Origin of the sequence: Streptomyces sp. NRRL F-5650 (genome assembly GCF_000721365.1) — a bacterium.
Classification (GTDB): Bacteria; Actinomycetota; Actinomycetes; order Streptomycetales; family Streptomycetaceae; genus Streptomyces; species Streptomyces ardesiacus.
In genome coordinates, this window is the sequence record NZ_JOGV01000030.1 from 41,836 (window position 1) to 54,418 (window position 12,583).

Below are 12,583 nucleotides of genomic sequence, written 5' to 3' on the forward strand. Positions count from 1 at the left end.
ACCATGCCCGTACGCCGTGCCCGACGCCTGTACCGCGGGCGGACCCGCAAGGGACTGCGCACGACCGCCCTCGCGGTGGCGGCCATGGCGGCCCTCACCGCCTCCCAGGCCCCCGGCCTCACCGGGAACACCGAGGACACCCACGCCGGACCGGCGGCCGACGACCCGTTCGTGCCGACGGCGGACGGACCGTTCGCGGAGTTCACGCCGCCCGGCGACGGCTCGTACCACACCGAACTCCCGCCCCTGACGACGCGCGAGGGCGGACCGGCCTCCGCCGCGTACGCGCGGGACGAGGTCCGTCTCCAGTCGGGCATCCCGGCCACGGTGCTGCGCGCCTACCGCGCCGCGGAGACGGCCGTCGGCAGGACCGACCCCGGCTGCCGGCTGCCGTGGGAACTGCTCGCGGCCATCGGCAAGGTCGAGTCCGGCCAGGCACGCGGCGGCGCGGTCGACCGCGCCGGCACGACCCTGGGCCGCATCACCGGGCCGCCGCTGACTGGGAAGGGCTTCGCCCTGATCCTGGACACGGACGGCGGCGCCCACGACGGCGACCCGGTCTACGACCGGGCGGTGGGCCCGATGCAGTTCCTGCCGTCCACCTGGGCCCGCTGGGGCGCGGACGGCAACGGCGACGGCCGTGCCGACCCGAACAACGTCTTCGACGCGGCCCTCGCGGCCGGGCACTACCTCTGCGCGGGCGGCCGGGACCTGGGCCGGGCGGCGGACCTGGACCGGGCGGTCCTGAGCTACAACAACTCCCGCACCTACCTCGAAACCGTCAGGTACTGGCTGGAGTTCTACCGCAGGGGAGTCCACACCGTGCCCGACGGCAAGGGTGTCGTGCCGAGGAGCCCCGGCGCGGGCGGCGACACCCCGGCGACCGCGCCCGTCGACGGCGGGAGCGGCGGCGGAGGAGGAGCCGGACGGGGTGGCGGTGGCGGTGGCGCGGACGACGGTGTCGTCGTCGGGCCGGACCCGACCCCCACCACGCCGGGTGGCGGCAGCCACGGTCCGTCCCCGTCCCCGTCCCGGCCCGTCCCCTCCACGGCGCCGCACCCGACCTCCCCGTCGGTGCCCCCGACGAGCCCGGGCCCCTCCCTGCCGCCGACCGGGACGCCCACCGGAGACCCCACGGACACCCCGGGACCCTCACCGGACCCGACGCCCACCGACGACTGCTCCACGGCACCGCAAACCCCGTCCCCGTCCCCGTCCCCGGAGCCCACGGACTCGCCCTGCCCGGCCCCGTCGGACACGCCGACCGGCCCCGGCTCCGCGGCCACCGCCACCGAGTAGCGCCGCGGGGCTCAGCCCGCCCGCCCCGTCCCCGTCGCGTCCGGCCAGCCCGTCGCCGGCACCGACGCCAGGCCGTCGGAGCCCCGGACCTGCGCGGCCGTGAGACCCCCGTGGGCCGGAACACCGGGCGGGGTCGGCCCGACGGTCGCCGGACGCGAAGCGGCCGGGGCGGGCGCGGGCACCGGCGCGGGCAGGGGCTGCGGGACCGGTGCCGGGTGGGGGACCGGCACCGGTCCGGGGTACGGCGCCGGCTGGGGGACCGGCGCCGGGGAAGCCGTGGCGGCCGCCGCCGGAGCGACGGGCACCGCGGCCGGGAGCGGCACGCCGGTGCCGGTGCCCGGGGCGGGCCCCGGGGCGCCGTTGCCGGCGGCGGCGGTCCGGGCGGTGATCGCGCGCATCCCGGAACCGTTGGTCTCGTGGATCAGACGGTCCACCGCCGCCGTGCCCGAGCTGTAGCCGGTCCCTGTGGCCGGCCCGGGCACGGCGGCTCCCCTCCCGGTCCCGTAGAGCACCTGCTCCAGGCCGGACACCAGGCGACGCACGTCCTCCTGGGGACGGACCACGAGACGCAGGAAGCGGCTGGAGGAACCGATCTTGTTGCCGCACTCGCGGACCAGGATCCGGTGCTCGGTGAGCATGCGGTCCCGCACGGCGGTGCCCTCGGCGCCCACGGGGAGGCGGACGAAGAGGAAGTTGCCCTGGGAGGGGTAGACGGTCAGGCCGGGCAGCGCGGACAGCCGCGCGGTCATCTCCAGGCGGTCCCGCCGCACCTGGTGCAGGCTCTGCGCGTACTCGGGGCCGTGGTCGCGCAGCATGAACACCACGTGCTCCGCGAAGGAGTTGAGGTTCCACTTGGGCAGCATGGCCCGTACCCGGCCCGCGAGCGCCGGATTGGCCACGAGGTAGCCGAAGCGGACGCCGTGCAGCCCGAAGTTCTTGCCGAGGCTGCGCAGCACGACGACGTTGGGGCGCAGCATCGCCTCCCGGGCCACGCCGGGTTCGGCCTCCGCGTCGGCGAACTCCAGGAAGGACTCGTCGACCACCACGAGGTCCCGGTCGGCCATCGCGTCCATGAACTGCACCAGCGCCTGCTTGTGCCGGTAGCCGCCGTCGGGGTTGTTGGGGTTGCAGACCACCACGGCCCGGGTGCCCCGGGTCCGGACGAACTCGGCGTACCGGTCGAGGTCGAGGGCGAAGCCGTCGGCCTCCTGGAGCGGGAACATGTCGACGCGCTTGCCGGTCTCCATGGGCTGGTCGGTCCAGCGGCCGAAGGTGGGGACGGGGACGGCGAGGGACTCGCGGACCAGCAGGTGGTCGATCCAGGTGATCAGTTCGGTGGAGCCGTTGCCCATCGCCACGCACTGCGGGGGGAGTTGGAGCAGCCCGCACAGCTCCGCGGCGATGGTGTCGGCGCTGCTCGGGTAGTACGTGACGATCTCGCGCAGCCGGCCGGACAGTTCCTCGAACATCGCCGGGGTGGGGAAGTAGGGGTTGCAGGGGATGCAGAAGTCCACCGGTCCCGCGCCCGCCGTCCCGCCGCTCTCCCGCGCCGGCGCCGCCATCGAGGGGCTGTGCGCCGCGGTGCCGCGGAACAGCGAGGTGACGTTGCCGGACACGTGGACCTCCGTGGGTGGGCGGCCCGTGCGGGGAACACGGGCCGCCCCTTCATACGGAGGCGGACGGGACGGCGTTCAACGGGTGTGAAGGAATTGTGCCCGTGCGCCGCCGTCCCCGTGGGCGGGGCTCACGCGTCGAAGGAGTGCACCGTCGTGGTCCGGTACGTCTGTCCGGGCCGCAGCACGGTCGAGGGGAACGACGGCTGGTTCGGCGAGTCCGGGAAGTGCTGGGTCTCCAGGCACAGGGCGTCGCCCTGGCGGTAGAGGGAGCCGCCGGTGCCGGTGAGGGTGCCGTCGAGGAAGTTGCCCGAGTAGAACTGCAGGCCGGGCTGGTCGGTGGCGATGCGCAGGGTGCGGCCCGAGGCGTTCTCGCGCAGGGTGGCGATGTGCTCGGGCCGGTCGGTGATGCCCTTGTCCAGCACCCAGTTGTGGTCGAAGCCCTGGGCGGTGACGAGCTGGGGGTGGGCGTCGCGGATGTCCCGGCCGACCGGCTTGCCCCGGCGGAAGTCGAAGGGCGTGCCGGCCACCCGGGCCAGCTCGCCCGTGGGGATCAGGCCCGCGTCGGTGGGCGTGTAGCGGGAGGCGGCGATCGTCAGCTCGTGGTCCTCGATGCTGCCGCTGCCCTCACCGGCCAGGTTCCAGTAGACGTGGCTGGTGAGGTTGACGACGGTGGCCTTGTCGGTGGTGGCCTCGTAGTCGATGCGCCAGTCGCCGCGCCGGGTGAGGGTGTACGTCACCTTCGCCCGCAGCGTGCCCGGGTAGCCCATCTCGCCGTCGACGCTGGTGTAGTGCAGCACCAGGCCGGTGTCGGAGCCCCGGGTGAACGGCTCGACGTCCCAGACCCGGTAGTCGAAACCGAGGGCGCCGCCGTGCAGGGAGTTCTCGCCGTCGTTGACGGAGAGCTGGTACTCCTTGCCGTCCAGGGTGAAGCGGCCCTTGGCGATGCGGTTGCCGTACCGCCCGATCAGGGCGCCGAAGTGCGGGCTGCGGGCCACGTAGTCGTCGAGGTTGTCGAAGCCCAGCGAGACGTTCGCGTAGCGGCCCCGGCGGTCCGGGATCTCCAGGGACTGCACGACGCCGCCGTACGAGAGCACCTTCATCCGCGTGCCGCCGTTCTCCAGCGACCAGCGGTACACCTTCGTCCCGTCGGCCAGTCTGCCGAAGAGTTCCTTCACCGGTTTCCCGCCTCCCGACGCGTACGCCGTGCCGCCGGCCGCGGTCGCGGCCACCGAGGCCGCCGCCGCCGACGCTATGACCGTTCGTCTGCTCAGTTCCATACGTGCGGCTCCTGTACTTCCGTGAGAAGAAGCGGGCCCCGCCGTCAGTGGCGGGGCCCGAGATCCGTTACGAACCGACCCTGCGCTTGTTCCACACGTCGAATCCGACCGCCGCCAGCAGCACCAGGCCCTTGATGACCTGCTGCCAGTCGGTGCCGATGCCGACGAGGTTCATGCCGTTGTTCAGCACGCCCAGCACCAGACCGCCGATGATCGCGCCGAGGACCGTGCCGACACCGCCGCTCATCGACGCGCCGCCGATGAACGAGGCCGCGATGGCCTCCAGTTCGAAGTTGAGGCCCGCCTTGGGCGAGGCCGCGTTGAAGCGGGCGGCGAAGACCAGACCCGCCAGGGCCGCGAGCATGCCCATGTTCAGGAAGACCAGGAAGGTGACCTTCTTGTCCTTCACGCCCGACAGCTTGGCCGCGGGCAGGTTGCCGCCGATGGCGTAGATGTGGCGGCCGATGATCGCGTTGCGCATCAGGTAGCCGAAGCCGACCACCAGCACGCCCAGGATGAGCAGCACGATCGGGGCGCCCTTGTAGCTGGCCAGCAGCAGTGTGACCACGAGGATCGCGGCGACCAGCGCGACCAGCTTGAGCAGGAACAGCTTGACCGGCGGCACGTCGAGGGAGAACTCCTGCTGCCGCTTGCGGTCGCGGACCTCCTGGTACACCACGAAGGCGATCAGGGCGATGCCCAGCAGCAGGGTGAGGTTGTGGTAGTTGGTGTTCGGGCCGACCTCGGGCAGGAAGCCGTTGGCGATCTTCTGCAGGTCCTTGGGGAACGGGCCGAGGGTCTGGCCCTTGAGGAAGATCTCCGTCAGACCGCGGAAGAGCAGCATGCCCGCGAGGGTCACGATGAACGACGGTATGCCGAGGTAGGCGATGAAGAAGCCCTGCACGGCCCCGGCGGCGGCGCCGATGGCCAGGCACAGGATCACCGCCAGCGGCCAGGCCAGGTCGTGGTTGACCATCAGCACGGCGGCCGTCGCCCCCACGAACGCGGTCAGCGAGCCCACCGACAGGTCGATGTGGCCGGCGATGATGACGAGCATCATGCCGATCGCGAGGATCAGGATGTAGCTGTTCTGCAGCACCAGGTTGGAGACGTTGCGCGGCAGCAGCAGGTCGCCGTCGGACCACACCGCGAACAGCACCACGATCAGGCCGAGGGCCATCAGCATGCCGTACTGGCGCATGTTGCGGCGCATGCCGTCGAGCATCAGCGCCAGCAGCCCGCCGCCGGAGGCCGAACCCTCTTTGCCCGGCGGCGCCGGTGCCGGGGTCTTGGCGGTCACATCCGTGCTCATCGGCTTACCTCTTCGTCCTTCTGGTCCGTCTTGTCCTTCGTCATCTGCCGCATCAGCGCTTCCTGCGAGGCCTCGGCCCGCGAGAACTCACCCGTGAGCCGCCCCGCGGCCATCGTGTAGATGCGGTCGCACATGCCGAGCAGCTCCGGCAGCTCGGAGGAGATGAACACGACCGCCTTGCCCTCGGCCGCCAGGCGGTCGATGACCGTGTAGATCTCGTACTTGGCGCCCACGTCGATGCCGCGCGTGGGCTCGTCCAGGATCAGCACCTCGGGACCGGCGAAGATCCACTTGCTGAGGACGACCTTCTGCTGGTTGCCGCCCGACAGCTTGCCGACCGGTTCGAAGACGGTCGGCGCCTTGATGTTCATCGACTTGCGGTAGTCCTCGGCGACCTGCTGCTCGCCGTGCTCGTCGACGACCCCCCGCCTGGCGACCTTGGCCAGCGCGGTCAGCGAGATGTTCCGGTTGATGGTGTCGATGAGGTTGAGGCCGTAGTGCTTGCGGTCCTCGGTGACGTACGCGATGCCGTGCCCGACCGCCTCCGGGACGGTCTTCGTGCGGATCTCCCGGCCGTCCCTGAGGACCGTGCCGCCCGCGTGCCGGCCGTAGGTGCGGCCGAAGACGCTCATCGCCAGCTCGGTGCGGCCGGCGCCCATGAGTCCGGCGATGCCGACGATCTCGCCCCGCCGCACCTCGATCGAGACGTCGTCGACGACCTTGCGCTGCTGGTCGATGGGGTGGTGCACGGTCCAGTTGCGGATCTCCAGGGCCGGCGCCGTGCCCTCCTCGGGCTGGTGCGGGGTCCGGTCCGGGAAGCGGTTCTCCAGGTCGCGGCCGACCATGCCGCTGATGATCCGGTCCTCGGTCGTCTCCGCCGCCTTGACGTCGAGCGTCTCGATGGAGCGCCCGTCGCGGATGATGGTGACCGAGTCGGCGACCCGGCGGATCTCGTTGAGCTTGTGCGAGATGATGATCGAGGTCATGCCCTGTTCCTTCAACTGAAGGATCAGTTCGAGGAGTTTGCCGCTGTCCTCGTCGTTGAGCGCCGCCGTCGGCTCGTCGAGGATGAGCAGCTTCACCTTCTTGGAGAGCGCCTTGGCGATCTCCACGAGCTGCTGCTTGCCCACGCCGATGTCGGCGACGCGGGTCTCGGGGTGCTCGTCGAGCCCGACCCGGCGCAGCAGTTCACTGGCGTGCCTGAGGGTGTCGTTCCAGTTGATCAGTCCGCGCTTGGCGTGCTCGTTGCCGAGGAAGATGTTCTCCGCGATCGACAGGTACGGCACCAGCGCCAGCTCCTGGTGGATGATCACGATGCCGTGCTGTTCGCTCGCCCGGATGTCCTTGAACCGGCAGGTCTCTCCCTCGAAGAGGACCTCCCCCTCGTAACTGCCGTGCGGGTGGACTCCGGAGAGCACCTTCATCAGGGTCGACTTCCCGGCGCCGTTCTCCCCGCAGATGGCGTGGACCTCGCCCTGGCGGACGGTCAGCGTGACGTCCGACAGCGCTTTGACACCGGGAAAGGTCTTGACGATCGAGCGCATTTCCAGGACGGGTCCCGCCATGGTCGTGCCTTCCAATCCTTGATGGAGCCCGGTTAGTTGAGCTGGCCCTCGGTGTAGTAGCCGCCGCCGACCAGGACCTTCTCGTAGTTGGACTTGTCCACGCTGACCGGCTGGAGCAGGTAGGCGGGGACGACCTTGGCACCGTTGTCATAGGACTTGGTGTCGTTGACCTCGGGCTTCTTGTCGTTCAGGACCGCGTCGACCATCGAGGCGGCGACCTTGGCGAGTTCGCGCAGGTCCTTGAAGACGGTCTGGGTCTGCTGGCCCGCCTTGATCGACTTCACCGAGGCGATCTCGGCGTCCTGCCCGGTGACGACCGGCATGGCCTTGCTGCCGGAGCCGTAGCCGTCCGACTTCAGGGCGGACAGGATGCCGATGGAGATGCCGTCGTACGGCGAGAGCACCGCGTCGACCTTGGCGCTGCGGTAGCTGGAGGTGAGCAGGTCGTCCATGCGCTTCTGCGCGGTGCCGCCGTCCCAGCGCAGGGTGGTGACCTGGTTGAGGGCGGTCTGCTTGGAGCGGACGACGAGCTGGCCCTTGTCCATGTACGGCTTGAGGACCTTCATCGCGCCGTTGAAGAAGTACCGGGTGTTGTTGTCGTCGTTGGAGCCGGCGAACAGCTCGATGTTGAAGGGGCCCTTCTCGGAGCCGTCCTTGAGGCCGAGCTTCTCGGCGATGTAGCCGCCCTGCAGCTCGCCGACCTTCTCGTTGTCGAACGACGCGTAGTAGTCGACGTTCTCCGTGCCGAGGATGAGCCGGTCGTAGGAGATGACGGGGATGTCGGAGTCCTTGGCCTGCTGCAGGACGTTGCCGAGGGACTTGTTGTCGATCGCGGCCACGATGAGCGCGTCCACGCCCTGCGTGATCATGTTCTCGATCTGTGAGACCTGCTGGTCCGGGTCGTCCTCGCCGAAGACGAGCTTGGTCTTGAACCCCTTGGCCTTCAGTTCCTTCTCGACGTTGGCGCCGTCGGTGATCCAGCGCTCGGAGGACTTGGTCGGCATCGCGATGCCGACGGTGGCGCCGTCGCTGCCTCCCTTGTCCTCGTCGCTGCCGCCCTCGCTGTTCTGGCCGCAGGCGGTCAGCGTGAGGGCGAGCGAGGCGGCGGAGGCTATCGCGGCGAGTGCGGCTCTGCGGTTGCGCATGGTCATCATCCTTGATGTGAGGACTGGCTCGGCGAGGCAGGTGTGTGGGATTGTGCGCGGTCGTGTCGTCTTTTGAGAAGGGAGTTTCCGGAACGTTATGACGAGATCTCGAACCGGTTGAGCGCCCCCGGCAGCCGGGTGCCGAGCGGCGCCATGTCCCCGTCCGCCCCGTGCCGGGCGAGCAGATCGAGGGCCAGCCGGCCGCGCCGCACCCGCTCCTTGGCCGTGGCCAGCGTCAGTTCCCGCAGGTGGTGGCCGTACGGGTAGATGCCGGGCGCCTTGGAGAGACCGAACTTGAGATACAGCGGGGCACCGCGCCGGATCAGCTCGGCGACCTCGTACATCCGCACGTAGCCGCCGAGGTCGTCGGGAGCCTCGATGTACATGTCCATCGGAGCGGCCGAAACCCGCCGTATTTCGGTCAGGTGATCCAGCGTCAGGTCGCTGGGCACGTTGATGGAGTCGGCGCCGAGCCGCTCGTACACCGCGTACGAGGCGGGGTTGACCGGGCCGACGAGTGCCGAGAGCTTGAGCGTGGTGTCGGCGGGGAGGAGACCGGCGGCGCGGGCCCGGTGCAGCGTCCACAGCACGCCCTCGTCGGCGACGAGGAGGCACTTGACGCCCAGCTCGCTCGCCCGCACGGCGTCCTCGACGCAGCCGGCCACCGCGTCGTGGCCGCGTGCCCGCAGTCCGGCCCCGCGCGAGTCGGTCCGGGTGGAGCCGCCGATGTCCCAGGTGCCGCGCGGGCCGGTGAACAGGCAGAGTTCGATGTCGCGTTCGGCGGTGGCCTCGACCATCTCGGTGATCTCGGCGTCGGTCAGCATCCACACGCCGCTGCCCTGGCTGATCCGGTGGACCGGCACGTCCAGCCGCGAGGACTCCTTGAGCACCACCGCCAGCGCCTCCGGCCCCTCGCAGGAGGGGATCTCGGTGCGCCAGCGGCCACCGCCCGGGAAGGAGTGCGGCGAGGCGTCGGCGGGATCGGGGTCGGGCGCGGCCAGGCCGAGGGCGGTGAGGGCCTGCTCACCGGGCCTGCGTGCGGCGGCCGTGGCGGAAGGGTCGGTCACAAGCTGTCCTTAGTGTTCGGTATGTCGGACGAAGTTCGCGGCGGCGGGTGCGAGGGGCTGCGGGACACCGGACCGGGGCCGGGGGGAGCCGCCCGGTCCGGTGGGTGTACGCCGGTGCGGAGGCCGTCGGATCGCCCCCGCACCGGCGTACGGCTCAGGGGCGGGCGTCCGGGTGCAGCAGCACCTTGCCGACCTTCGGGTCGCCGGAACCCACCAGCTCGATGGCCTGCGAGAACTCCGAGAGCGGCAGTTCGTGCGTCACCAGCGGCCGCGGATCGAGCAGACCGGCCGCGAAGACCCGCACCGTGTGCGCCCAGGCGTCCGGCGGCGCCCCGAAGACGGTGTGCACTTCGAGCTGCCGTACGACCAGGTCGGTCGGGTCGAGGCCGTCGGCGCCCGGTGCCGGGATGCCGGTCAGCACCAGCCGGCCGCCCCGGCGCAGCAGCCCGGCCGCGGTGCGGGCGGCGTCCGCGGACCCGGCGGTCTCGATCACGACGTCGAAGTCGTCCGGGAGCGGCCGGTCCTTGGTACGGAAGTCGCCGGCGCCGAACTGCCGCGACAGCGCCTCCCGGTCCCCGCGCGTCCCGACCACCAGCAGCTCGGCCGGGGACGCGGCGCGCAGGAACTGCACGGCGAACATGCCGAGCGTGCCCGTGCCGACGACGGCGACCCGCTCACCGGGCCGGGCGTTCGCCTTCAGCGCGGCGGCGGCGATGCAGGCCGCGGGCTCCAGCAGCGCCGCGGCGGTGAGATCGGCGTCGTCGGGCAGGGCGTGCAGCAGCCGGGCGGGCAGGGTCAGCGTCGGGGCCATGGCGCCCGGCTGGGTGAACCCCGTCTCCTCGTACCCGGCGGTGCACAGCGTCGTCTCGCCCGCGTGGCAGCGGTCGCACACCTGGCAGTTGCGGAAGCCCTCGCCCACCACCTTCCGGCCGGCCAGCGCCCCGGGCACCCCGGCGCCGACCCGCTCCACCGTGCCGGACCACTCGTGCCCGGGGGTGAGCGGGTAACGCACGTACCCCTCGGGCCGGTTGCCCTGGTAGACCTCACGGTCGCTGCCGCAGATCCCGGCGGCGTGCACCCGCACCAGCGCCTCGCCGGGGCCGGGTTCGCGCGGCTCGTGCGGCACGAGCCGGTGCACCCCCGGCGCCTCGACGACGACCGAGCCGCTCATGCCCCGGTCCCCTTCGGCCTGCGCTGCTCCCAGCCCTCGGCCCACAGGTCGAACCGCGCCTGCTGCTGCGGGAACTCGGCCGCGGCGTCGGTGTCCAGCTCGACGCCGAGACCGGGCGCGTCGGAGAGGTGGAAGCACCCGTCCTCGGGGTTCACCTGCGGGGCGCCCTTCACCACCTTCTTGATCTCCGCGTCCGCGAAGTCGTTGAAGTGCTCCAGGATCTTGAAGTTCGGTGAGGTGAAGCCGACTTGGAGGGAGGCGGCGGTGAGCACGGACCCGCCGACGTTGTGCGGGGCGACCAGCGTGTAGTGCGTCTCGGCGGTCGCGGCCAGCTTCCGCGTCTCCCAGATGCCGCCGATGTGGCCGACGTCGGGCTGGATGACGTCCACCGACTGGTCCTCGAACAGCTCGCGGAACTCGATCCGGTCGTGGATGCGCTCACCGGTGGCGACCGGGATGTCGACCTTCTCGGCGACCTTCCTCAGCGCCTTCAGGTTCTCCGGCGGGACCGGTTCCTCCAGCCAGGCGGGCTTGAAGGGCGCCAGTTCGCGGGCGAGCCGGACGGCGGTGGAGGGCGAGAACCGGCCGTGCATCTCCAGCATCAGCTCGGCGTCCGGCCCGATGGCGTCGCGCACGGCCTCGATCAGCGACACGGCGTAGTTCGTCTGCTGCTGGTCCAGTTCGAAGTGCCCGGTGCCGAACGGGTCGATCTTCAGCGCCCGGTACCCGCGCTCCATGACCCCCTGCGCGGCCTTGTGGTACGCCTCCGGGGTCCGCTCGGTGGTGTACCAGCCGTTGGCGTAGGCCTTGACCTTGTCGGTGACCTTGCCGCCCAGCAGTTGCCAGACCGGGACGCCGAGGGCCTTGCCCTTGATGTCCCAGCACGCCATCTCGACGACGGCGATGCCCGACATCACGATCTCGCCCGCGCGGCCGTAGTCGCCGTACTTCATGCGGCGCACCAGGTCCTCGACAGCGAACGGGTCGGAACCCAGAATGTGGTTGGCCTCGGCCTCCTTCAGGTAGCCGAGGAGTGCGTCGGTGTGCCCCAGCATCCGGGTCTCGCCGACTCCGGTGATGCCCTCGTCGGTGTGCACCTGGACGTACGTCAGGTTGCGCCACGGCGTCCCGACCACGTGTGTGCTGATTCCGGTGATGCGCACGGCGGCTGCCCCTCGCTCTGTTCGATATTTCGGCACTCGTTCGAAATGCTGGCGTGACAGTAAGGACGGGGCGTGCGGAGTGTCAATGGGTCGGACACACAACGGTTTCGGCGATGCGGCGAACGGGGAGGAACCGCCACCGGGCGCTTCCCCACACAACTTTCACAGTGACCTCTAGGAACGCGCCCGTCCCGGAACTTAACCTTCCCGCGTCATGGACTACTGCCACCCGTGCCGACGGCACCTCAACGGCGCCCTCGCCTGCCCGGGCTGCGGCACGCCCGCCCACGAACTCCACGCCTCGGACGCCCATCTGACGGCGGGTGGGGGGACCGCACCGCCGTCCGTGGGCGAGGAGGACCGGGCGACGGCGGCCGACGAGGAGCCCCGGAGCGAGCCGCGGGACGACTCCGGCGAAGCCGCTGCCGGCAGTACCCCCGCCGGCCGCCGCGACCGCAGGGCCGCCGCCCATCGCAGGCGCCGCCGCCGGACCCTGCTCCTTGCCGCAGGCTTCGTCCTGGCCGCCGGGGGACTGAGCCTCGCCGAACTCGGCACGGACGCCCCGCACACCCCCGAGACGCCGGCCGCGGCGGGCGGCGAGACGACGGACGGCGGAGCGGCCCGCGAGGTGGGCGAAGCGTCGTCGATCCCGGCCGGCGACACCGCGGCGACGGTCCCGTCCTCGGGCACGCCGTCGTCCCCGAGCGCGTCGGCGCCGACAACGGTGTCGGGCTCCCCGTCGGACTCCCCGGACGCGACGAAGCCGGAATCGGCGCCCGAGTCCGACGCCTCCACCGCCCCCCGCCCCCCGACGCCGGGCACCACCCCACCGGCGGACCAGTCCCCGGACCCGTCCGCCCCCGACCCGGACGACGACCCGCCCCCGTCGACGACCCCCGCCCCGCCGGACTCCCCGGACCCGACCCCGACGGAGACGTGCGACCGGTTCCTGTGGTGGTGCACGTAGG

At 71.4% G+C, this 12,583-nt stretch carries 10 protein-coding genes; 2 read left to right on the forward strand and 8 right to left on the reverse strand.

All coding sequences use genetic code 11. The annotated features are described in order from the left end of the window. Nucleotides 1-3 precede the first annotated feature (3 nt). On the forward strand, nt 4-1,299 hold the full coding sequence (locus IG88_RS0123920) for a lytic transglycosylase domain-containing protein (RefSeq protein ID WP_031044813.1): 1,296 nt from the start codon (nt 4-6) through the stop codon (nt 1,297-1,299). 11 nt (nt 1,300-1,310) lie between these two features. Here the strand turns inward: IG88_RS0123920 and IG88_RS0123925 are convergent, their stop codons facing one another. The 8 genes from IG88_RS0123925 to IG88_RS0123960 form a co-directional block, all read right to left on the reverse strand. Further along, nucleotides 1,311-2,915, reverse strand: a complete 1,605-nt coding sequence (locus IG88_RS0123925) for a pyridoxal phosphate-dependent aminotransferase (RefSeq protein ID WP_031044816.1) — start codon at nt 2,913-2,915, stop codon at nt 1,311-1,313. A gap of 128 nt (nt 2,916-3,043) precedes the next feature. Further along, entirely contained in the window at nt 3,044-4,192 is a 1,149-nt protein-coding gene (locus IG88_RS0123930; protein WP_031044818.1) for an aldose epimerase family protein, read from the reverse strand. Nucleotides 4,193-4,259: 67 nt separating this feature from the next. Beyond that, a complete protein-coding gene (gene mmsB, locus IG88_RS0123935) occupies nt 4,260-5,504 on the reverse strand; it encodes a multiple monosaccharide ABC transporter permease (protein ID WP_031044820.1) in 1,245 nt (414 codons plus the stop codon). Continuing rightward, a complete protein-coding gene (gene mmsA / locus IG88_RS0123940; protein WP_031044824.1) occupies nt 5,501-7,069 on the reverse strand; it encodes a multiple monosaccharide ABC transporter ATP-binding protein in 1,569 nt (522 codons plus the stop codon). The genes mmsB and mmsA overlap by 4 nt, the downstream gene beginning before the upstream one ends. A 32-nt stretch (nt 7,070-7,101) precedes the next feature. Then, nucleotides 7,102-8,214: a multiple monosaccharide ABC transporter substrate-binding protein gene (gene chvE / locus IG88_RS0123945; RefSeq protein WP_031044828.1), complete on the reverse strand. Its 1,113-nt coding sequence runs from the start codon at nt 8,212-8,214 to the stop codon at nt 7,102-7,104. A gap of 95 nt (nt 8,215-8,309) precedes the next feature. After that, nucleotides 8,310-9,281, reverse strand: coding sequence for a hypothetical protein (locus tag IG88_RS0123950; RefSeq protein ID WP_031044830.1), 972 nt, complete (start codon nt 9,279-9,281; stop codon nt 8,310-8,312). 154 nt (nt 9,282-9,435) lie between these two features. Next, a complete protein-coding gene (locus IG88_RS0123955; RefSeq protein ID WP_031044833.1) occupies nt 9,436-10,452 on the reverse strand; it encodes a zinc-dependent alcohol dehydrogenase in 1,017 nt (338 codons plus the stop codon). Beyond that, nucleotides 10,449-11,615, reverse strand: a complete 1,167-nt coding sequence (locus IG88_RS0123960) for a mandelate racemase/muconate lactonizing enzyme family protein (RefSeq protein WP_031044835.1) — start codon at nt 11,613-11,615, stop codon at nt 10,449-10,451. The genes IG88_RS0123955 and IG88_RS0123960 overlap by 4 nt, the downstream gene beginning before the upstream one ends. A 214-nt stretch (nt 11,616-11,829) precedes the next feature. Here IG88_RS0123960 and IG88_RS0123965 point away from each other — a divergent pair, with 214 nt between their 5' ends. Then, nucleotides 11,830-12,582 carry an SCO2400 family protein gene (locus IG88_RS0123965; protein WP_031044838.1) on the forward strand — a complete coding sequence of 251 codons (753 nt, stop codon included), beginning with the start codon at nt 11,830-11,832 and terminating at the stop codon, nt 12,580-12,582. Nucleotide 12,583: the final 1 nt, after the last annotated feature.